Source organism: Virgibacillus sp. 6R (assembly GCF_001895305.1).
In the GTDB taxonomy this organism is placed as follows: domain Bacteria; phylum Bacillota; class Bacilli; order Bacillales; family Amphibacillaceae; genus Virgibacillus; species Virgibacillus pantothenticus.
Window position 1 is genome coordinate 4,166,342 of record NZ_CP017762.1, and the last position, 22,114, is coordinate 4,188,455.

Genomic DNA, 22,114 nt, shown 5'->3' on the forward strand with positions numbered 1-22,114 from the left:
AAAGGAGATAATGCAATGCCACATTTGATTATCGAGTATACAACAAATATTCGGAAAGAAATAGATATCGCGAATTTGTTAAAAATCGCCAATCAGGCGTTATTATCACATCATGACATTATTCCAATAGGGGGTCTTCGCTCCAGAGCAATCGCATTAGAAGATTATCTTATTGCTGATGGTACCGAGGATGATGCCTTTATCCATGCAACTTTAAAACTAGGAAAAGGACGAACGGAGACTGAAAAAAAACGGCTTTGCGATGACTTATTTACGGCAATGACAGACCATTTAACCTCCGTTTTCAAAGCACGGTACCTAGCTATCTCGCTGGAATTGTATGAATTTACTTTCCCAACGTATAAATTAAACAATATTCATCAACGCTATCCAAGGTAGATTTAAAGCGGGGGTAAAATAATCGAAGTTATGGCATAATATCCACCTTTTTGACATCATATATCATCTAGTATATGATATATCCACTATGGAAAATAAACCGATTACTAAAAAACAAAAAGCATATGATTATATGAAGTCGCGGATTATTGAAGGACACTATGCACCGGGACAACGCATCGTGATTAACCAATTAGTGAAAGAACTATCTACAAGCGCCATTCCGATTCGGGAGGCGGTTCGGCAATTAGAAGCGGAAGGGCTCATTGATTACCAAAACAATATTGGCCCAGTAGTGACGCCGATTGATAAACACGAATATGTAGATACGCTCTCCGTTCTAGCTGTTATGGAAGGATATGCAACAGCATTAAGCAGCCAACATGGTATTCCAGAGGGAAAGATAGCGGAGTTAACCATGAAAAATCAACAAATGAAGGAGGCAATAGAAGCGTTTGATTTTCAAGCGTTTGGACAATTAAATCGTGATTTTCATAATTTAATTTATCTATTTTGTAACAATACCTATTTGGTTGAAGAAATTCATAGATTATGGAGAAAACTAGATTCCATTCGCAGAGCAGGTTCAGCATTCCATCCAAAACGAGCAATAGCTTCGATTGAAGAACATAAGCAGTTAATCCATTTATTAAGTCAAAATAAGGAATTTGAAACAATCGAGAAGGCGGCGAGAAACCATAAGTTAAATACGAAAGATTCATTTTTAAGTCAGCAGCATGTTTATGGAGAAGCTTTTTTACAGAATAACAAAGTATAAAATCTTTTACTCCCTTCCCCTTATATATTGATTGGAAGCGTCTTAAAATAGTGGTTGAATAGACCATTACTATCAACATGTAAGGGGATATTTAATAAGTAAACAAATGCTATATCCTTAATTATATATGATTTCATATATAATTAATTATTGGTATGCCAGGCATGTGCACGTTTTATAGGGTTAAAGTCCCGAATCGTGAAGGCAGTAGTAACGATTAGCTAAAGACAAGTGTGTCTAGGGCGACCCCGGAATCTGAAGGAAATTGGCGGCAAATCTCCGCCTTTAGGAACATGAACTTCAATAGAAGGCTAGGTTATACTTGGATGAGATTGCCGAACAAATCAAAGTCCATACTGCCAAAGGGTATACAGAGTAAATGGTGTTGAGATATGGAGAGGAAGAATGTGCGCTTACGTTGAGAGATCTGATAGAAACAACGTGGTGCACACGCCGTAACCGAACATGAGAGTGGTCGCTACTGCTCGAATATAAAAATGCATTATTATTCGTGACTATGGGTGCAAACGTAATAAAAGAGAAACAGCTTTACATTGCATGTGTATCATTGTAAGCGCTATCGTGTTTTGTTTTTTGTATGGAGGTGAAATGATGTTTCGTAAAATAAGGATGTTGATAGGAATCGTAGTATTATTTATTCTGGTTGCGTGTTCAGAAGGGATTGCTTCCACTAGCTCTGAGCACCATTTGATAATTTCGCACTTTTTACCAGGAAGTCATCCGATACAAACAGATGTTTTTCAAGCGATTGGTAATGAAATGAAAGAAAAGTCTAATGGTGCTATTTCATATGATTTGTATCCTGCCAATGCATTAGGAGATGCAGGTTCACAATATGATATGGCTGTTACAGGAGAAGTTGATATCGCTTTAAGTGTTCACGGTTATTCACCCGGAAGGTTTCCACTAGTATCGATATTGGAATTGCCTTTTTTTGCAGAATCAGCAGCGCATGGATCTGAAATCATGGAGCATTTGTATGATGAGTTTCCAAGTATTCAAAATGAACATAATGACACGATCCCTTTATTTTTATTTACAGCCGATCCAGCACAGCTAGTAACGAAAGCGGAGCCGATTAAATCACCGGAGGACGTGAAGGGATTACGAATTCGCTCTCCTTCTCCATTAGCAAATGATATTTTAGAAGTGCTAGGAGCTGTTCCGGTATCTATGCCGATGGGAGATGTATATGAATCTATGGAACGTGGCGTCATTGATGGAGCGATGATTCCTTTAGAAGCGTTGTACAATTACAACCTATATGAAGTAGCAAACTATATTACGATTGGAAACTTTTCTACAACTCCTTTTTTTGCCGTTATGAATCAAGATAAGTATGAGCGATTGTCCGAATCAGAAAAAACAATCGTTCAACAAGCGACTGGTATAGAAACTGCAATAAAAAGTGGCAGTGTTTTTGATGAAGATGGCAAAAAAGGGAGAAAGCTAGCAGAAGATAATGGTGCCCAAGTGTACGAAGTGATGGGGAATAATTTAGCCGAATGGAAAGAAGCTTTGGATCCTATTTTTGACGCTTGGGTTAACGAGATGGAGAAAGACGGTTTGCCTGGAGGCGAAATCTATCAGCGAGCTTTAGAACTGAAAGAAGAGTTAAGATGAAAGAGGCGATTATAAATGGATAGATGGATTAAACAATTAGCGAAACTTTCTCATTTTGCGGCCCAATTTATCTTGTTTTTGATGGCTATGTTTATTACGTTAGATGTATTATCAAGGTGGCTTTGGAATAGACCGATCACAGGAACGGTAGACTTTATGGAACTTGGGCTGTCAATGGTGATTTTTTTAAGCATTGCTTATACACACGTAAAGGAAGAACATATTACAATCGATTTTTTTGTGGAACGTTTTTCAACGCGTACGCAATTTATTCTAGATGGCATTATTCATTTAATTATTGCGGTGTTATTGGTTTTGGTTGCATGGAGTACGGGAAGGTACGCCGTTCGTTTGTATCATGCAAATACAGTGACAGGTGATTTAGCTATTTCATTATATCCAATTGCATGGCTTGCTGTTATGGGATTAAGTTTATTTGCTTGGGCTGCTTTGTTGCATGCGATACGTTATATGCAAAAGGGGGCCAACACAAATGACTCCTGAACTGATTGGGTTGTTAGGAATTATTGGATTGATTATGCTGCTGTTATTAAAAATACCAGTAGGCATTGCATTAATTCTCATTGGTTTGATCGGTACAACACTTATCCGTGGTTGGGATGTTGCGTTTGCTCAGTTAGGAAGAACTCCTTTTGATACAGCGAGTTCATACTCGTTAAGTGTGATTCCGTTATTCATATTAATGGGAATGCTTCTTTCGTATACAGGAATGGGTAAGGATTTATACCGGGCTGTTGATAGCTGGATTGGTCATTTAAGAGGTGGATTAGCGATGGCAACTATAGGTACGGCAGCTGTTTTTTCGGCTATCTCAGGTTCGTTAAATGCTACAACTGCAACGGTTTCTAAAATAACTTTACCAGAAATGAAAAAATATAATTATAAGCCAAGCCTTTCTACAGCGTGTGTTGCAGCAGGCGGAACATTGGGTATTCTCATACCGCCAAGCGTAATATTAATTTTATATGGTATACAAACAAGAGAACCGATTGGAGAGTTGCTCATTGCAGGTATTATCCCTGGAATGATCCAAATGATCATTTTTATACTCATTGTTGCATTGCTTGTGCGGAAGGATCCTTCATTGGCACCTGTAAGATCAGAACAGGGATCAACAAGAGAAAAACTCCATACGATAAAGAGTATTTGGCCATTTTTAGCGTTATTTCTAATTAGTATTGGCGGAATTTACGTAGGGGTTTTTACACCTACAGAAGCGGCTGGAGTCGGAGCGATGGGGGCCATGCTTTTTTCTTTTCTTTCAAGAAGATTGAATTGGCACAAGCTAAAACTTGCCTTTAATGAATCCGTAAAATTGACAGCATATATTTTTTTAATTCTTATTGGCGCTACGTTATTTAGCCAGTTTTTAACGATTAGCAGACTACCAGTGGAACTAACCAGTTTAGTTAGTCATTTGGAATTGAACCCATATGTTATTCTAATTGCTATTTTGTTGGCATTGTTTTTGCTTGGATGTTTTATTGAAGGTTTGTCGCTTATTGTGCTTACCATTCCCATTATCTATCCGATTATTTTAGAGTTGGGATTTAACGGTGTTTGGTTCGGTATCATTATGGTAATGGCAATTAATATCGGTTCATTAACGCCCCCACTTGGGATTAGTATTTTTGTAATTAAAGGAGTTGCTACAGATATACCTGTACAAACCATTTTTAAAGGCGCTATCCCGATGATTGCTGGGATGATAATTTGCGTACTGATCCTCATTGTCTTTCCTTCCATTGTCACTGTTTTACCGAGTTTAATGAGATGAATTATTAGCGAAAGGGGCTTTCAGGACATGAGAGCTTCTTTTTACAGAATAAGAAAGTATAAAATTAGGTGCTTGGAGATAACGAAATAACTGAATAGCCACGCCCGGCGCATGAGCCCAGCAACGATGCGACTTTAGAAATGCGCCCTACGATAAGTCCTCATCGGTTCGTCGCCTCACCGTGATTCCTTTATCTTTAGTTGATTCGTTCCATTCGCTACGTTGCTAAACGGGCGCCCCGCGCCTTTGTTCTTTTAGTATTTCAAGTTTTAGAAATTAGTATTCTCATTAAATATAGCATCATAGCTTGCGATAGTTTTTAAATTTTTCCGTACTTACGAGAGTGATCATGTTTGTCCAGCTTGTTAATAGCCTTAAGGACAAGGGAATCTATGTTAGCGACATCGCGCGTATAAAAAGTATTTATCTTTTAGGAAGCCTAAGATGGTAGCCTTTGTTAATGCTTCAACGGTGGGGTGCTTCCACCCTTCTTTATTGAAGATTGCTTGATCAGAAACGAAACATAACCTATCAAGTAAACTGCTGAGACTTCATTATGTTGCTAAAGCTTTGCAAAAATATGTTATGCTGAAATTAAGAACTGCAAGGGAGGATGCTGACGGTGAAAGTAAACATAATAGAGCTAAACGAGAAGCAACAATTATCTATAAATGAAATCGGGAACAACATTTGGATTGCTTCGGAAGCACAAAAAAAGAAATACGAAATTATAGATCAAGCAAATACTTTACAAACAAAGGGTATTATTGTTTTAAATTGTATTCCTGTTCATGATGAAAAAAGGAGACGTTTTGAAGAACGGTTTTTAAACCGGCCTAGATTAATAGAAAATGAGCCAGGATTTGTTGCAATTCGCGTATTACGCCCAGTACAAGATGACATATATATAGTCTTGACTCAGTGGCAGACAGAGGAGGCTTTTCGAAACTGGCAGGCATCTACTGCCTACCAACATGCACATAGAAAAAGAAAAACACAGCAAGGGATTGACCAAGAAACAGGTGTACTAAAAAACAAACCTTACCACAAGTTGTATCGACCAATTACTAATTAAATTATCGAGAAATAGCAGATTATGAACGAAAGAGGACTGTAAGTATGGTAAATAAACGACATGAAAAATTATATTTATTTGAAAAAGCATTAAACTATACTGGGGTTGGATTAATTATTACTGACCCTAATTTAGAGGAAAATCCGATTATTTTTGTAAACAGAGGTTTTACAGAATTGACTGGGTATATGGAAAATGAAGTAGTTGGGAAAAATTGCCGCTTTTTGCAAGGAACAGAAACAGATCCTTACAGTTTGGAGCGGATTCGTAAAGCAATACAAGCAAACGAATCGATTACAATACAGGTATACAATTATAAGAAAGACGGGACAGGCTTTTGGAATGAGTTATCGATTGACCCGATGTGGGTGGAAGAAGAACAAAAATATTACTTCGTCGGTGTGCAAAAAGATGTGACCAATGAGAAGGAGAGCGAACGACTATTACAAAATAGTTTGTTAGAGATCGAAAAGCTTTCAACGCCTATTGTACCGATTCGCGATGATGTAGCGGTCTTGCCGCTCATTGGAAATATGAATGATCAACGGATGGAAACAATGATGGCAACTATATCTACCTATATGGAACAAGCGAATGAAGAATATATTATTATTGACTTATCTGGTCTACACGAAGTAGATACATACACGGTATCACGTCTATTAAAGATTCACCAATTTATTTCATTAATGGGAAAAAAATTATTATTTGCTGGCATTCGTCCTGATATGGCATTAAAAACGGTGATTATTCAGGATACATTTAAAGATATGAATACGTTTAAAAATGTAAAGATGGCGTTGCATTTTATAGATAAGGAGAAAGAGGATAAATAGGTTACACGTTAACAAAGCAGAAGGCGACAACTACTCGAGCGTCTCCTTCTGCTTTTTTTGAACTTTTGTGTCTTGAAAATTCTTCCTAATTTACACTGGAGATTTCCAACTGCAAGGGTAGAGGCAGAGATCGCTAACATTCATTCTACTCTCCGCCTTTCCAACGTTTCCAGAAAGGGGGAGCTGTTTTTTGAAATTAATTCTAATCCTTAAAAATGAAAGGCTTAACTCTGTTAGCTCCATCGAAAAATGGAAGCGCCAATATTGTGTTTAATAGTAGATTATATTATGATGTACTATGGTAGAACTTTTATAATGAATTGTGAAAATAGTCACTTAAATAAAAAGTGTTATCAAGTATGAAGTAAAGGAGCTTATTATGAAAATAGGGATTGATAAAATAGGTTTTTACGCTCCGCATTTATATGTGGACATGAATAATTTGGCAAAAGCTAGAGACGTAGAACCGGCAAAATTCACCATTGGTATTGGTCAGGAAAAAATGGCTATTGCACCACTTACACAAGACGCAGTTACATTAGCTGCCAACGCAGCAATGGAAATTCTGGATGATGCGGATAGAGCTGCAGTTGATTTTGTTATATTTGGTACAGAAACAGGAGTTGACCACTCAAAAGCAGCAGGGGTTTATGTTCATCATTTACTGAACCTGCAACCTCATACGAGAACAGTAGAAGTAAAGCAGGCATGTTTTGGCGCAACTGCTGGTATTCAAATGGCAAAAGGGCATATTGCTTTAAATCCAGACAGTAAGGTTTTAGTATTAGCTTCAGATATTGCGAGATACGGGCTTCGAACTGGCGGTGAGGCGACACAAGGTGCTGGCGCAGTTGCCATGATCATTAGTAAGGATCCAAAAATTTTGGCACTTGAAGAGCCGTCGTCCTATTTAACAGAGGATGTGATGGATTTTTGGCGTCCGGTTTATTCGGAATATGCACAGGTAGATGGGAAACTTTCGAATGAAATGTACTTGTCGTTCTTTGAAAAAATTTGGAATGCATATAAACAAAAAACAGGGTTAGGTATTGGTGACTTTGCTGCTATTTGTTACCATCTTCCATATACAAAAATGGGATTAAAGGCTTTACGTACTATTTATGATCAAGGCACTGAAACAGATAAAGATCGCTTACTGGAAAACCTGGAATACAGTAAAATTTATAATAAACATGTCGGTAATATTTATACAGGCTCTTTATATTTAAGCTTTCTGTCATTGCTTGAACATCAAAGCAATCTAAATGCGGGTGATAGAATAGGGTTGTTTAGCTATGGTTCTGGAGCTGTTGGAGAGTTCTTTACTGGTCTTCTGCAACCTAATTATCAAGTCCATTTAAACACGAAACAACATCAGGATTTACTCGCGTCGAGAAAAGAAGTGAGTGTGGAAGAGTATGAACAAATCTTTGAAGCAAAATTGCCTAAGGATGGAACAGATTTTGAACTTGATGTAGACGCTGACCCAGCTAAAATAAAGCTTTCTGGAGTTGGTGGTCATATCCGTCATTACATGAATAGTAGTCAAGTGAAGGTTTAAAGAGGTATGAGCGGGCTTCTCGTGTATGGAGAAATCCGCTCGTTTTTTATGCATGCAATTTGCAGTAAGACTTGCTATTCCATAGTAAGTAGGGAAGCTCAGAAGATAAGTGGAAGATTCAACTGAAGTCACATATCCGCTTCTGTTTAATTAAAAATAGTAGGAAATAAGAGAAAACCCCAATTCATGGAGTTTTTACTGTTAAATAAATCGTTTGGATGACTGTTCTGACTATTTTCTTAGTCCAAAAGTTTACGAAAAACTTTGGCGTTTGGTTATTTCTTGAGAAATAGCTTCCGTTAATTCTGAAGTCATTTTAGGAACAAATGATTTTAACGCTGGATTGATCACAGGTCCCATTATTCCCCCTGCTTTGATATCCAAATGGCCGGTCATTTTCGTCTGGTCAGCGTTAATAGCCTTGGCATTAAATGCTCCACTACCGGTAAATTTTTCACTTAAGCCTTTCAAGTCAAATGTTACTTTTTCAGGCTTTTCCCATTTGGTGATAATCACCTTTAAATGTACTTTCTTATGAACGATACCGAGGTCGCCTTTGAACGTCCATGTCGATTCCTTATCGTTGATAATTTCATGATCAATATAACCAGGTACTAATGGCGCCCAATAGTTCATGTCGCTAACAAAATTCCACACATGTTCAATTGGCACATTTAGGGTAACCTTCTTCGTTCCACTAGGCATAAAATGTCTCAGCCTCCTTTTATTTATCTAGGTTTAGTAACAATTGGTATTAAATTTAGCAGCAACAAAATAGGATAAAGAAAATTCGCGCCTCATTTAAATAATTATAACGTACATCAACAGCTAATATAAAACAATTATTAAGCTATAGTTTATTTTATACCACAAATAAGCTATATTTAACCATATATCAATCGGAAGATAATCAATCTAGATGGAGAATAGGAAAAATTATGAACAATAGGTATAGTAATCGAGATTATTATTTTCACAAAAGGTGCTATTTACAGAAGAAATAGTGTAAAGCAAGTACACAACACAGTATAAGCAAGGCGAATAGTTAAGTCACAAGTAAGAACGAGCAACCAAGCATAGTATTCAAGCCTCAAGCTAGATCGAGCAACCGAGTAAGGGGAATAGTTAAGTCAGATCGAGTAAGTAAGCAAACCGAACGTTTAACTCACAAGCTGATGGGCACTAAGTAGAGAGCTCGAGCGAGCCTCGATCCAGCTATCCAGTATAAATCAAATAAAATGGCCGTAGAAGCAAACGGTGAAAAAGAAGGGAGTACGGTGAAGTGGGGATACTGATTCAAGGAAAGAATGTTTCCAAAAAAGTGAATAATAATTGTATTTTAGATCATATCGACTTTACCTTTTGTCAAGGCGAAGCAGTAGCAATTATTGGTACGAATGGTTCAGGGAAGAGCACGCTGCTTCGGCTTTTAACTGGGATTACGCATCCTTCGAGTGGTACTATTCAACGTGATAATTGTCGTATTGGCTATGTACCAGAACAATTTCCGGTAAATATGTCGTTTACAGCATTTGACTACCTTTATCATTTAGGGAGGATTGAAGGGCTATCCCGTGAAACATCGAAGAAGAGAGCCCGCCAACTTCTCAAGCAATTTGGTTTACAAGCAACGTCTAAAGTAATGAAGCTCTATTCTAAAGGAATGAGGCAAAAAGTAAACATCATGCAAGCATTGTTACATTCTCCCCGTCTGCTAATTTTAGATGAGCCATTATCGGGTTTGGATGATACCGCTCAATTAGAAGTCGAGTCTATTTTATATGAGCTAAAAGAAAAAGGACTGACCATCATATTCACCTGTCATGACGATATACTTTTAAAACGACTTGCAGACCGTATCGTCCATTTGCGAAATGGCAAGTTCATGGAAGCTACTGAAACAATTTTAGCAACAAAAGAAAACCCAGTTACGATTGAAACGACCCTTCCAGCTGACTATTTAGTACTGAAGCAATTTGACAACAACCCCAAAATAAATGCGATGCAAATACTTGCAAATAAAGTTATATTCAAAGTACACCCGTTAAAAAGCGATGAAATGATTCTTCAATTGATTCAAGCTGGTGTTTCCATAATTTCTGTTACGCAAACTAGACAGATTGACGTTTTTAATAAAGAGAGGGGGTAAAGGAATGAAAGCTTTAATTGTGTATCATTTAATAGCTTACATTAAATCTTATAATTACGTTGCGCCAATGAGCATTTTTATTATGATCCTAGTAGTCAATTATTCTATCTATCCTAATCCCGTTTTAGCAAGCTATGGAGCGACAGCTATCTATTTGTATATCATTGCAGCCTGGATTTCCCTTCGTTTTTTCCATACAGAAGATATAGTCCAACAACAAGTAACCATTCTCCATGCTGGAAACGATAAAAAATATTTTTGCAGTATGTACCTAGCCGCAGGTTGTATTGTGGCTCTGTTAGCTTTTGTTTCTATATTTTATCCTCTTGTATTTGGGATGTTTTCCAAGCAGGTAACGTTGCAGGAGCTTGGAATTGGATTTGCAAGGCATTGTTTATTAGGAATGGTTGCAATTACCTTAAGTGGAGTATTTTCTAGAGCAATCATTGCTAAAAAGATAAATTCCTGGTTAGGACTCAGCTTCATGCTTATTGTGTCCATTGCCTCTTTAGGGTTAGAACAACTAATACCGGGATATTGGAAATACATATTATTTATCCTTCCGCCAGTTTCAGAAATGGCTCTACTTATGAGAGAGCCATTAGACCTTCATGGCATTTTCTGTGTTTATTTATGGACCGTGGCATATATAGGTGTTATGGTGGCGGCGTTTTTTATTATTTATCGTCGTAAAAAGAAATTTTCATAAAAAACATGCCGTTCCAAGGGTGGTAGAGGAAGCTTTGACGTATGAACATAACCTATTTACCCTGTTCTTTGCTATATATATTACCAAACTTACTTCCTAAGCGTCTTCTTAAATTGTTAATCTTTTTATTCCGTATATAAGGTGCTGTAAGACTCCCATTTCAGAAGTTGGATAATCTGTACTGCAACAAGTCTAAGTGGGAGATAACAGCACCTAAATGCCTGATTCGTTCGTCTAACAATCAGTGGGGGGAATGAAAACCCTCACTGATTGAAGATTGCTTTATTGGATTTTTAGATAGAGGAGGAATACGTTTTTGTTTGATTTAACGACAATCGACTGGCTAATCGTTATACTATGTGCGTTATTTATCGGCTTTTCCAAATCAGGTCTTCCGAATTTAGTTATATTAGTTGTTACATTAATTATGTTTGTATTTCCAGCTAAGGAATCGATTGGAGTTTTACTTCCTATGCTTCTAATTGGGGATTTGTTTGCAGTTCTCTATTATCGTCGTAATGTTATTTGGAAATATTTAATATCACTTCTTCCATGGATATTACTAGGTATCATCAGCGGTTTTTTTGTTTTACAGCAAGTAAATGATGACCAGCTAAAGCCAATTATTGGTGCGATTGTACTCATTATGATTGGTTTAAAAGTCATTCGTGATCGATTTGGAGAACGCTTTAATCAGCTTTTACCAACTTCCTTATTTTTTACAATTATCATGGGAGTTCTCAGTGGCTTTACGACGATGGTAGGAAATGCTGCTGGTGCTATTATGACTATTTATTTGTTAGTAAAAGGTGTACCAAAGAGGGAATTTATCGGTTTATCACCGTCAATTTGATTAAAGTTCCTTTTTATAAGAATAAGAAAGTATAAACTTAGGTGCTTATGGATAATGAAATAACCGAATAGTCACGTCCAGAGCATGAGCCCAGCAACGATGCGACTTTAGAAATGCGCCCTACGATAAGGCCTCAGCGGTTCGTCGCTAAGGGGAAGGCCGACTAAAAACGGGCTTGCCGCCCAGACGTCGGCATACCCCAGTTTTAGTGGCATGATTCCTAAATCTTTAGTTGATTCGTTCCATTCGCTACGTTGCTAAACGGGCGCTTACGCCTTTGTTCCACTATAGGAAAGTATAAAATTTTTTGGTTTATAGTATAAGAAAAACAAAGGCTTCCGCCATAAGACTTGGCGACAAGCCAAGTTTTTCTAATTGTATTTAGGATTAATCAGCAGTTCATCATTCAGTTTGAATGTAATTCATGATTCCGATTATTTTATTGGGTGCCTTGTTAGGTGTTAGGATTTTGCCACTTATACCACAAAAAGTGTTCACTAGTTTAGTTTTACTATTGGCAGCTATAGGAGGAATATGTTTAGTATTTGGTTAACGTAATGAGGGGCTCCGGAAAAGTTGCTTGGGAAGCTCGAAAGTTGCTTAGGAAAGCCGCAAAAAATCCCACGCGAAATGTAGAAAGTAACATAATTCTATTCAGGGTTCATTTAATAATATTTACCTGATAAAGGCTAGTTTGCATGAAGCAATTGCATGAATGAACTAGATGAAAAAGCTATACATAATAGATCACCATAATAACAAGTGAAATAAAAATCTTACCTGCAAATTTCACTTGAATCTCCTCCAATCATGCGTGATTTGTTCACTTCTAGTATAAAAGTAACAAATCGTTGTTAATTCTGTATAAAAGTAGCGTAAATTATTTGTAAATATACGTAAGAAGAGCTGTTCAAAACGCTATTAAAATGAGACAAACCACATGGATTCTAATTTAATAATCTGAATGCCATGTGGCTTCCTTTAATAGGGGTCATTAACTTATACTGGAATCTGTTTTGCCAAAGAATTGAAAAACCAGAGGATATAGCAGTTGATTACGAATCTGTTGTATCATGTATGTCAATAAATTTTCTACTGGAATTGTTTTTGGGAATAATGACTTGCAAAATGCCATTGTTTAATCTCGCTTTTGTTTCTTTTTCAGATATAGCAAATGGAAGCGTAATGTTTTTTTCTGCTTTGCGATTGTAAGTGTCGTTATCAGTGTAAGAGTGATCTTCGGCGGTAATTCGTAATTGATTACCAAATATTTCAAGTTGAATTTGATCCCGTTTAAAACCAGGTAATTCGGCTTCTACAATTACATTAGCTTCTGTTTCACGGGTGCGAACGTTCAATGGCCGCTTAATTAGCGCATTGAAATTTTTGGCAGATTCGTTGAAGAAAGCGTCCATTTGCTCCATAATACCTTGAAAAGGCCCACGTTCTCCCCTTTTCCATCGATTATGATCCATTAGATCCCACCTCTTTCTTGCATATTTATTATTACTATATGCTGTGCTGTTCCAATCGTTTTGGGCGGGCGCATAAAAAATAGAGAATTCACTTAAATCAAATGCTAAGTATAGCAGCAAAAAGCTTGAACTAGATCGTAAAATCTTTACTAATGTATTCCTAGTATTTACATTCTAAATTTCATGATAAAAACAATAATTTTCCTGTTATTTCTATTGAATTACCTCTAAAATATGCTTTGTTTCTAAAAAATTTTAAGAAATATTTAATGGTTTAAATGCAATATATTGGAAGCGTTACCTTAGTTAATTTATAAGTAATTGTGATTAGTCATAAAATTATATATTAGAGTAAAATAGTCTAAATAAACGTTAATTATCAAAAAAAACAGTATAGACAAAAAATAATTCTGGTGATATATTAGTTATTATTCTTTTTAGGAGGGGATTCTCTTTGTTAACTAATCCACTAATAGCTACTGTACTTATTTTTGCTTTAATTGCACTGGGAGAATGGCTCTCCATTATTTCTAGAGCAAGGATTCCTATGTTGCTTACTGCAATGACAGGATTTCTTGTCCTGGTATGGACAGGGATATTTCCAGAAGATATTTTGGAAAAATCACAATTTGCAGCCTTAGGAGCGATTTTAATTGGTCCAGCAATCGTTCATATGGGGACGCTGATTCCTTTATCTTTATTAAGGAGTCAAATCAAAGCCGTCTTTATTGCATTAAGTGGTATAATCGTGTCAAGTGCGGTTATTTTGATTGTTGTTTCACTTATTTTTGACTATGCAACTGCTGTTGCCGGAGTAGGACCACTTAGTGGAGGAATTATCGCTTTAATTATTACTTATGAAGAACTTGCTGCAATTGGCAAATCTAGCCTTGTTGTTATCCCTGCATTGGTTGTTGCTTTTCAAGGTGTGCTAGGCATGCCGTTAGCACTAAACTTTATGCGTAAGTACGCATTAAAGCTACAGAAACAAATGGATGCAAATACATTTATCCCTATGGATGCAGGTTTGACGTATCCACAAGGGACGAGCAAGACAGATAAAATAAATCCATTAAAGCAAAGTTTAACGTTAAAGCTGTTTTACGTGTTTGTGGGTGCTGCAATTGGTGTTGCTCTTGGTGAAGTAACGCCGATTCATTATAGCTTATGGTGTCTGGCGATTGGCATTATTGGTTTGAAACTAGGGCTATTGGAAAGCAAATCTTTGGAACAGGCAAATTCATTTTCTATAACGATGGTTGCAATTATTTTTGTAGTTATTGGAACGATGGCAGGTGTGACCCCCCAAGAGGTTGTACAAAATCTACCTAGCATTTTAATCATTTTAATTTTAGGAACATTCGCAATCTCTGTTGGTGGATATGTGATGTCAAAGCTTGTAAAATGGGATCCTCTAAAAGGAATGCCTGTGGCTTTAACAGCGTTATTTGGATTTCCGGCAGACTACATTTTATGTGAAGAAGTTAGTCGCAGTGTCGCTAGAAATAAACAAGAAGAGAAAATTATATTTAATGAATTGCTTGCACCAATGCTAATTGGTGGTTTTACCACTGTTACGATAGCTTCTGTAGTTCTTGCAGGTATTCTGGTAAAAACATTGTAAAAGGGGGAAGCGAAATTGGCAAAGAAGCTAATAAAAAACGGAATTATTGTTGATGGCAATGGTGGAGAACCAATAAATGATGGAATTGTTGTAATAGAAAACGAAAAAATTACGTATGTTGGAAATGAAAGAGAATACCAATCGGATGGGGCGGAAACTGTAATCGATGCACAAGGAGGAACCATCTTACCTGGTTTTATTGATACGCATGTACACATGATGTTTGAATACTCCCCGATTGCTAAGCGGTTAGAGACGCCATTTTCATTTATGTATTACCAAGCAGCAAACTATTTAAAAGCAACATTACATGCTGGCATAACTTCTGTTCGTGACGCTTTAGGTGCTGACCTAGGTGTGAAAAAGGCTATTGAAGTTGGACTTATATCAGGACCGAGGATGCAATTAAGTATTAATGCATTGACGATCACTGGAGGTCACGGTGATGGTTATACAGTATCAGGGAATACAGTAGATTTATTAGCTTCTGATTATCCAGGAATGCCAAATGGTAAATGTGATGGGGTAGAAGAGGTTCGCAAAAAAACAAGAGAAATGTTGCGTGCTGGTGCGGAAGTCATCAAAGTTCATGCGACTGGTGGCGTGTTAAGCGCAACAGACCATCCTGAATTTACGCAATTTTCATTAGAAGAGCTGAAGGTAATTGTAGAAGAAGCCCGTTTTCGTAAAGGCGTTAAGGTGATGGCTCATGCTCAAGGTGCTGAAGGTATCAAGAACGCGGTAAGAGCAGGTGTTCACTCTATTGAACATGGGATTTTTATCGATGATGAGGCAATTGAACTGATGCTAGAGAATGGAACGTATCTCGTTCCCACGTTATTAGCTCCAGTAGCTGTATTAGAGACGGCAAAAGAAGTAGGAATGCCAGATTCGGCAGTTGCAAAATCAAAAGAAGTGATTGAACAACACCATGCAAGTATTGCGAAGGCGCATCAAGCAGGCGTAAAAATTGCCATGGGAACGGACGCTGGAGTTATGAAGCATGGGACCAATTTGCGAGAGCTAGGATTAATGAGGAATGCTGGAATGAGTACTATGGAGACAATCGTTGCCTCTACGAAAACAGCAGCGGAATGCTTAGGTTGGGACGAGCAGGTAGGAACCTTAGAAACTGGTAAACTAGCGGATATTATTGTTGTAAATGGAAATCCATTAGATGAAATTGATGCGTTAGCAAATAATGATACGATTCAAGTTGTTATCAAGCATGGGCAAATCGAAAAAAATATATTGAGCTAAATCTGTTAAAAAAGAACCTAAGTTCAAAATCCCTCTCAAAAAAAGTAAACCGTATGAAATCTAAATGGAAATGATTTTATACGGTTTTATCCGTATATAAGGTGTTGTAAGACTACCGCTTCAGGAGTTGGATATCTGTACTGCAACAAGTCTAAGTGGGAGATAACATTACCTAAATGCCCGATTCGTTCCTCTAACAATCACTGAGGGATGAATGGGAACCCCACTGATTGAAGATTCACTTTATCGTGCTTACATATAAGAATATGAATGACCATAATGCAATAATTGTCGAATATGGGGGAATATTGTTTGATAAATAATCGAATTTCGTTAACTATACTATTATTTAGAATTTTTCGTAGCTATTCTTTAAGGATAGACCTTTCTATAGCTGTGAGCGCTGCTGACCCCATTTAATCGGGCTATATCACAATTAAAGCCTTTTGACGATGTCGTCCATTTATTTATAAGCTTATATAGAATCCTATTTTTTAAAGGAAGGGAGAAGTGAGAGCATCCAAACAACCATTCGTACGACGTCAATTAACAGTAAAGTAGAACAACAATCACTTACATTTCGTATGCCTACAAAAAATGATGGGGCAGCAGTATGGGAATTAATTCACCAAATTGACAACCTGGATTTGAATTCTTCTTATAGTTATCTCTTATGGTGTGATATGTTTTCCGAAACATCCATCGTTGTGGAGGAGGAAGGAGAGGTCGTCGGGTTTATATCCGGGTTTATCCATCCGAATAAACCGAATACATTATTTATTTGGCAAGTGGCTGTAGAGGCCGCGCAGCGTGGAAAAGGTCTAGGTACACATATGCTGTTGCAGTTGTTAAATCGTAAGCGAATAGCACAGGTTCAATATATAGAAGCCACAGTAGCTCCATCTAATTTGCCTTCGCAGTATTTATTCTTAGGCTTGGCTAAAAAGCTAGATACAGAGTGCGTCGTTGGCAATTATTATACTTCGGTCGATTTTCCAAGAACAGGACATGAAGATGAGCAATTGTATAAAATCGGTCCTATTAGAAGGGCAAATAATAAATAAAAGGATGATTTGGTGACTACAACAGTAGTGAAAAATAATCGGATGCAAATATTTGAAGAATTAGAATCTGCAGTTAGAAGCTATAGCAGAGGCTGGCCAACTATCTTTGAAAAAGCAAAAGGCTATAAACTTTGGGATATAGATGGAAATATGTATATTGATTTCTTTGCGGGCGCAGGTGCGCTAAATTACGGACATAATCATGACACCATGCAGGAAAAACTGATCGCTTATATTCAAGATGATCATATTATTCATAGTTTGGATATGGGTACAACACCAAGAAAAACCTTTTTAGAAACATTTCATAACACCATTCTTAAACCCCGTAATCTGGATTACAAAATTATGTTTCCTGGACCAACTGGAACGAATACAGTAGAAAGTGCATTGAAAATTGCCAGAAAAGTAACCGGTCGCGATACAGTGATTAGCTTTACAAATGCTTTTCATGGCATGACGATTGGCTCTTTATCCGTTACTGGTAACTCGTTTAAACGTCATGGCGCTGGCGTTCCGCTTCATCATAGCGTATCGATGCCGTATGATAAATATGTGAATGATCAGGATTCAATTGCTTATTTAGAGCGGTTTCTAGAAGACAGCGGCAGTGGCGTTGCTTTACCTGCTGCAATTATTCTTGAAACAGTACAAGGAGAAGGCGGTATTAATGCAGCCAGTATAGAGTGGCTACAAAAGATTGCCTCTATTTGTGAGCGTTGGGATATTTTGTTGATCATCGATGATGTTCAGGCTGGATGCGGCAGAACAGGCACATTTTTCAGCTTTGAGCCAGCTGGTATAGCACCGGATATTGTCTGTTTGTCTAAATCAATTGGTGGCATCGGTCTTCCAATGGCGATTACATTAATCAAGCCAGAATATGATCAGTGGGGTCCTGGCGAGCATAATGGGACATTCCGTGGAAATAACTTAGCTTTTATTGCAGCAACAGAAGCCTTAACTGCATTTTGGCAGGATAATACATTTTCAAAATCTATTATCCAAAAAAGTAAACTGGTTAGACAGCGTATAGATCGTATCATCGATAAATTCCCATCATTACAGGGAGAAGCTCGAGGAAGGGGGCTTATGCAAGGAATTGTGATTCCAGAGCCTAATTGTGCTTCAGAAATTTGTAAGGCAGCATTTGATATCGGTTTAATTGTCGAGACGTCTGGTCCAAACGATGAAGTTGTCAAATTCCTACCGCCTTTAATTATTGATAAAGAGGGAATTAACCAAGGATTTGATATTTTAGAAGTAAGTATGGAGCATGTATTGAAAAAATAATAATCAATAGACAAAGGAGAGATATACCAATGATTGTGAAATCGCTTGACGACATTATAGGTACAGACGATGAAACATCGAGTGATAATTGGACGAGTCGCCGATTTATCATGAAAAAGGACAATGTGGGATTTAGCTTAAATGATACGCTTATTAAAGCTGGAACGACCAATTTCTTTTGGTATAAAAATCATATTGAGGCTGTTTACTGTATTGAAGGAGAAGGGGAAATTGAAAAACTGGAAACAGGTGAAATATATAAACTAAAGGCTGGAACGATGTATCTACTAAATGAACATGATAAACACGAACTTCGTGCTAAAACACAGATGCGGATGGTTTGCGTTTTTAATCCTCCTTTGGTGGGGACAGAAACACATACAGAAGAAGGTTATTATCCGTTATTAACCGAATAAACAAAATGGTTATAGGAGTTGCATGTCGCAGCTCCCTCTTTCATTATATGGTCGTGTGGCAATACTTTGTTTAGAGAAAACCTATCCAGAAATTCATTAACTAAGGATGTAGCCTCTATATGGAGCGTGTATAGTAGAAGATGTGTTAGAAACTTTAATCAACAGTAAACCTATTTAAAGATTAAAGGACGTTCATCAAGGAGGAGCAAGTTATTTAGTAAATCCTACATGGAATGTTACTTGTTATGAGCATTCGATAGGAGTACTGCTTCTTATAAGAAAGCTTGGTGGTAGAGTCGATAAAGTATGAAACAGAAAAAAAGCACCGATAAAGAATACGGGTATTACAATGATATTCCAAATGTTCATTAAGTTAACCACCTTTACCACCTACTAGGATAAAGGACGGCTGATTGTTTCCATTTTTACGCTGAGTTATTATAAGTCAATGTTTAACAAAGTGTAAGGGGATGATTGAAAATGGCAAAATACGAAGCAATAAGTTTAACTGGCTGATTGTGAAACATTTTCTTGCTTTGGGGCAATATTTAATAAAATTACACCACCAATTATCGCTACTAGCCCTAGCCCTGTTAAATAACTAAAAGGTTCTTCCCAAAGGACAATACCGATTAAAGCGGTTAACGCCGTTCCAACTCCTGACCAGATAGCGTAAGCTAAACTTAAGGAAATTGTTTTTAAGCTTAACGACAAGAAATAAAATGCGAAACCAAATCCAATGATAAAACTTATCGTTGGTAATAGATTACTAAACCCGTTAGATAGCTTCATCATCGTAGTTCCAAAAACTTCCAAAATGATCGCTATTATTAAATGCATATATCCTTTCATCAGCCATTCCTCCCATTATGTCCCGTTCGATATTCTTAAAGCAACCACTCCGCTAATTATAAGGATAAGTCCAATAATTTTTTGAATGTGAGCTCGTTCTTTAAATAGAACCATTCCTACAACGGCAGTTAACGCCGTTCCAACTCCTGACCAGATAGCATAAGCGGTACTTAATGGTATTTTTGTTAACGTTATAGACAACAAATAAAAAGCCATTCCCATGCCTAACACAACACCTAGGGAAGGAAAGAGTCGTTTAAAACCATGCGATACTTTTAACATGGTACTCCCAAACACTTCACTCACGATGGCAATCATCAAAAGGATAAATGGATTCATTCTCTTCCCCCCTATTTCGTCATTCTAAGTAGTCTTTCAATTACTTTCTCTCGTAGATCTTTATCTATCGGAGCCATATTTAACAGCTCCGAATAATAGAGTCCATCAATTGCCAGCCGAATAATACTTGCATCCACGGGATCTAATCTATCTTGTTCTACCTGTTTCTGCATATGCTGATATCCTTTCGCCATTCCTTCTGTAATATGAGGATCAAGCATGGAACTAGCCATAATACCTACATTAAGTTTAGCATTTTGATCAAGATCCCACTTGGACACTTTAACGAGGGCCCTTGTCCATTTCCCTTTTTCGTCAGGGTCTTTAGCAGCGTAATCATGAAAATGCTGCGTATATTGTTCAAAAATATAGTCAGCTAATCCTTTTAGTAATGCATCTTTATTAGGGAAATGATAAAGCAGCCCCCCTTTACTAATTCCAGCGTAGCTTGCTACGGCATCCAATGTTAACGAATGAAAATCATGCTCTAAAACAAACGCTGTACCGGATTTTAATATATGCTGTCGTTTCTTTTCAGCCTTAGATAACATATTTATCCCTCCAGGAACAAAGGCGCGGGGCGCCCGTTTAGCGACGTAGTGAATGGAACGAATCAACTAAAGATAAAGGAATCATACACTAAAACAGGGGTATGCCAACGCCTGAGCGGCATACCCGTTTTTAGTCGGCCTTCCTCTTTGCGACGAACCGATGAGGCCTTATCGTAGGGCGCATTTCTAAAGTCGCATCGTTGCTGGGCTCATGCGCCGGACGTGGCTAGTCGGTTATTTCGTTATCTCCAAGCACCTCATTTTATAGGTTCCTATACAATAAAAAAACCATCCAGACGGTTTTATTTAGAATTATATATGACTATAAAATAACTGTCAAAGATTTTTTCTCCCTTGTATTCTTTAAACTTCGCAAAAAAAGCAGCTGATCATTTCCATATATTGCTTTAGCCAGACGATAGAGTTTCCTTTATAATGGTAGAGGAGGTGATATATTGTATATTGGTTTAGTAGTATGTATTCTTGTTAGTTACTTATTAGTTAAAGGCTACCAAAATACACAGAAACTCGTCGTTAATGAAATTACGATAGATACAGACGATAGAGATAGTAAAGAAAATACGCTTCATATATTGCATATCTCAGATATGCATTTAGAAAACATCTCTGTTACTCCAGACCGTTTAATAGAAAGCATTGGTTCTCATAAAATTGATATAATCGCTCTAACTGGGGATTTTTTAGACCGGAAACGGAGTATACCCAAGCTAATTCCTTATCTAAAAGCTTTAAGTAAATTGCAACCAGTGTACGGTTCATTTGCTGTTTTTGGAAATCATGATTATGTGTTAAACGAGTCAAACTTTGTCAAGCTTAAGAATGTATTAAATCAATATGGTTTTCAAACATTGCAAAATGAAAATAGGCAGGTAGAGATAGATGGGAAGCAAATAAATATCGTTGGAATTGACAATTATTCCACGAAACATAGCGATGTGAAAAAAGCTTTCACTGGTATAAATCGAGGCACTAATTTAGTTTTAACCCATGATCCTAATGTAGTATTAACGATGAATGACTATCGATTTGATTATTTACTTTCTGGACACTTTCATGGAGGCCAAATTCATTGGCCAAAACCGTATCATCTTCGGAAAATGGGACAGTTAGTAAAGATGAATATGGTAAAAGGGCTTCATCAATTAAAGGGACGTCCATTTTATATTAGCGAAGGGCTTGGTCAAACCGGCTTTAATATTCGGATTGGCAGTCGCCCCGAGATAACCATTCATCATTTTTCAGTGAATAACCAGATAGAAAAGGCAATGTAGATATTGTAATAAAAAATCCAAATATCGTCAGTATCCCTTATTTGAATAACATGGACAAAATCTTGCTGCATGAGTTTCATTTTGTAAAATGTGGCAAGAGACTAGGACATAAGAAAATACTATATAGCAAAAGCCGAACAATTATA

Annotated in this window: 22 protein-coding genes and 1 pseudogene; 18 read left to right on the top strand and 5 right to left on the bottom strand. The window is 37.2% G+C overall.

Going from position 1 to position 22,114, the window contains the following annotated elements:
• The first annotated feature begins 15 nt into the window (after positions 1–15).
• The 8 genes from BKP57_RS18835 (at position 16) to BKP57_RS18870 (ending at position 8,091) form a co-directional block, all read left to right on the top strand.
• Positions 16–399, top strand: a complete 384-nt coding sequence (locus BKP57_RS18835) for a 5-carboxymethyl-2-hydroxymuconate Delta-isomerase (protein WP_072742162.1) — start codon at positions 16–18, stop codon at positions 397–399.
• An 88-nt stretch (positions 400–487) separates the two neighbouring features.
• Entirely contained in the window at positions 488–1,177 is a 690-nt protein-coding gene (locus BKP57_RS18840) for a GntR family transcriptional regulator (protein WP_050352475.1), read from the top strand.
• 612 nt (positions 1,178–1,789) lie between these two features.
• The gene (locus BKP57_RS18845) at positions 1,790–2,821 is read left to right on the top strand and encodes a TRAP transporter substrate-binding protein (protein ID WP_232231240.1); all 1,032 of its coding nucleotides are present in this window, start codon (positions 1,790–1,792) and stop codon (positions 2,819–2,821) included.
• A gap of 15 nt (positions 2,822–2,836) precedes the next feature.
• Positions 2,837–3,325 (top strand): TRAP transporter small permease, encoded by a 489-nt coding sequence (locus BKP57_RS18850; RefSeq protein ID WP_050352477.1) that lies wholly within the window; start codon positions 2,837–2,839, stop codon positions 3,323–3,325.
• Positions 3,315–4,619 carry a TRAP transporter large permease gene (locus BKP57_RS18855; protein ID WP_050352478.1) on the top strand — a complete coding sequence of 435 codons (1,305 nt, stop codon included), beginning with the start codon at positions 3,315–3,317 and terminating at the stop codon, positions 4,617–4,619. The genes BKP57_RS18850 and BKP57_RS18855 overlap by 11 nt, the downstream gene beginning before the upstream one ends.
• Positions 4,620–5,241: 622 nt before the next feature.
• Positions 5,242–5,694, top strand: a complete 453-nt coding sequence (locus BKP57_RS18860) for an antibiotic biosynthesis monooxygenase family protein (protein WP_050352479.1) — start codon at positions 5,242–5,244, stop codon at positions 5,692–5,694.
• A 44-nt stretch (positions 5,695–5,738) separates the two neighbouring features.
• Complete coding sequence (locus BKP57_RS18865) at positions 5,739–6,530, top strand: YtvA family blue-light photoreceptor (RefSeq protein WP_050352480.1); 792 nt, start codon at positions 5,739–5,741, stop codon at positions 6,528–6,530.
• Positions 6,531–6,909: 379 nt separating this feature from the next.
• Positions 6,910–8,091 (top strand): hydroxymethylglutaryl-CoA synthase, encoded by a 1,182-nt coding sequence (locus BKP57_RS18870; RefSeq protein ID WP_072742163.1) that lies wholly within the window; start codon positions 6,910–6,912, stop codon positions 8,089–8,091.
• 252 nt (positions 8,092–8,343) lie between these two features.
• Here BKP57_RS18870 and BKP57_RS18875 read toward each other — a convergent pair whose 3' ends face one another.
• Positions 8,344–8,796, bottom strand: a complete 453-nt coding sequence (locus tag BKP57_RS18875; RefSeq protein WP_050352482.1) for an SRPBCC family protein — start codon at positions 8,794–8,796, stop codon at positions 8,344–8,346.
• A 577-nt stretch (positions 8,797–9,373) separates the two neighbouring features.
• On the opposite strand from BKP57_RS18875, the gene BKP57_RS18880 reads away from it, so the two are divergent.
• The 3 genes from BKP57_RS18880 (at position 9,374) to BKP57_RS18890 (ending at position 11,802) form a co-directional block, all read left to right on the top strand.
• Entirely contained in the window at positions 9,374–10,240 is an 867-nt protein-coding gene (locus BKP57_RS18880) for an ABC transporter ATP-binding protein (protein WP_072742164.1), read from the top strand.
• A 4-nt stretch (positions 10,241–10,244) separates the two neighbouring features.
• Entirely contained in the window at positions 10,245–10,949 is a 705-nt protein-coding gene (locus tag BKP57_RS18885) for a hypothetical protein (RefSeq protein ID WP_072742165.1), read from the top strand.
• Positions 10,950–11,265: 316 nt separating this feature from the next.
• Entirely contained in the window at positions 11,266–11,802 is a 537-nt protein-coding gene (locus tag BKP57_RS18890; protein WP_232231242.1) for a sulfite exporter TauE/SafE family protein, read from the top strand.
• A gap of 1,055 nt (positions 11,803–12,857) precedes the next feature.
• Here BKP57_RS18890 and BKP57_RS18895 read toward each other — a convergent pair.
• Positions 12,858–13,277: an Hsp20/alpha crystallin family protein gene (locus tag BKP57_RS18895; RefSeq protein WP_050352485.1), complete on the bottom strand. Its 420-nt coding sequence runs from the start codon at positions 13,275–13,277 to the stop codon at positions 12,858–12,860.
• A 454-nt stretch (positions 13,278–13,731) separates the two neighbouring features.
• Here BKP57_RS18895 and BKP57_RS18900 point away from each other — a divergent pair, with 454 nt between their 5' ends.
• The 6 genes and pseudogenes from BKP57_RS18900 to BKP57_RS23005 form a co-directional block, all read left to right on the top strand.
• Complete coding sequence (locus BKP57_RS18900; RefSeq protein ID WP_072742166.1) at positions 13,732–14,901, top strand: hypothetical protein; 1,170 nt, start codon at positions 13,732–13,734, stop codon at positions 14,899–14,901.
• A gap of 15 nt (positions 14,902–14,916) precedes the next feature.
• The gene (locus tag BKP57_RS18905; protein WP_050352487.1) at positions 14,917–16,161 is read left to right on the top strand and encodes a metal-dependent hydrolase family protein; all 1,245 of its coding nucleotides are present in this window, start codon (positions 14,917–14,919) and stop codon (positions 16,159–16,161) included.
• Positions 16,162–16,745: 584 nt separating this feature from the next.
• Positions 16,746–17,225, top strand: coding sequence for a diaminobutyrate acetyltransferase (gene ectA / locus BKP57_RS18910; protein ID WP_050352488.1), 480 nt, complete (start codon positions 16,746–16,748; stop codon positions 17,223–17,225).
• A 12-nt stretch (positions 17,226–17,237) separates the two neighbouring features.
• The gene (gene ectB / locus BKP57_RS18915) at positions 17,238–18,518 is read left to right on the top strand and encodes a diaminobutyrate--2-oxoglutarate transaminase (protein ID WP_050352489.1); all 1,281 of its coding nucleotides are present in this window, start codon (positions 17,238–17,240) and stop codon (positions 18,516–18,518) included.
• 29 nt (positions 18,519–18,547) lie between these two features.
• On the top strand, positions 18,548–18,934 hold the full coding sequence (locus BKP57_RS18920) for an ectoine synthase (protein ID WP_050352490.1): 387 nt from the start codon (positions 18,548–18,550) through the stop codon (positions 18,932–18,934).
• 130 nt (positions 18,935–19,064) lie between these two features.
• A pseudogene (locus BKP57_RS23005) lies at positions 19,065–19,238 on the top strand (HD domain-containing protein); the annotation flags it as partial.
• A 200-nt stretch (positions 19,239–19,438) separates the two neighbouring features.
• Here the strand turns inward: BKP57_RS23005 and BKP57_RS18925 are convergent.
• From BKP57_RS18925 to BKP57_RS18935, 3 genes are read right to left on the bottom strand one after another with little or no spacing between them, the layout of a single operon-like run.
• Positions 19,439–19,786: a DMT family transporter gene (locus BKP57_RS18925; RefSeq protein ID WP_050352491.1), complete on the bottom strand. Its 348-nt coding sequence runs from the start codon at positions 19,784–19,786 to the stop codon at positions 19,439–19,441.
• 15 nt (positions 19,787–19,801) lie between these two features.
• Positions 19,802–20,125 (bottom strand): DMT family transporter, encoded by a 324-nt coding sequence (locus BKP57_RS18930; protein WP_050352492.1) that lies wholly within the window; start codon positions 20,123–20,125, stop codon positions 19,802–19,804.
• Positions 20,126–20,136: 11 nt separating this feature from the next.
• On the bottom strand, positions 20,137–20,676 hold the full coding sequence (locus tag BKP57_RS18935; RefSeq protein ID WP_050352493.1) for a TetR/AcrR family transcriptional regulator: 540 nt from the start codon (positions 20,674–20,676) through the stop codon (positions 20,137–20,139).
• A 461-nt stretch (positions 20,677–21,137) separates the two neighbouring features.
• On the opposite strand from BKP57_RS18935, the gene BKP57_RS18940 reads away from it, so the two are divergent.
• Complete coding sequence (locus tag BKP57_RS18940; RefSeq protein ID WP_050353517.1) at positions 21,138–21,968, top strand: metallophosphoesterase; 831 nt, start codon at positions 21,138–21,140, stop codon at positions 21,966–21,968.
• The last annotated feature ends 146 nt before the right edge of the window (positions 21,969–22,114 follow it).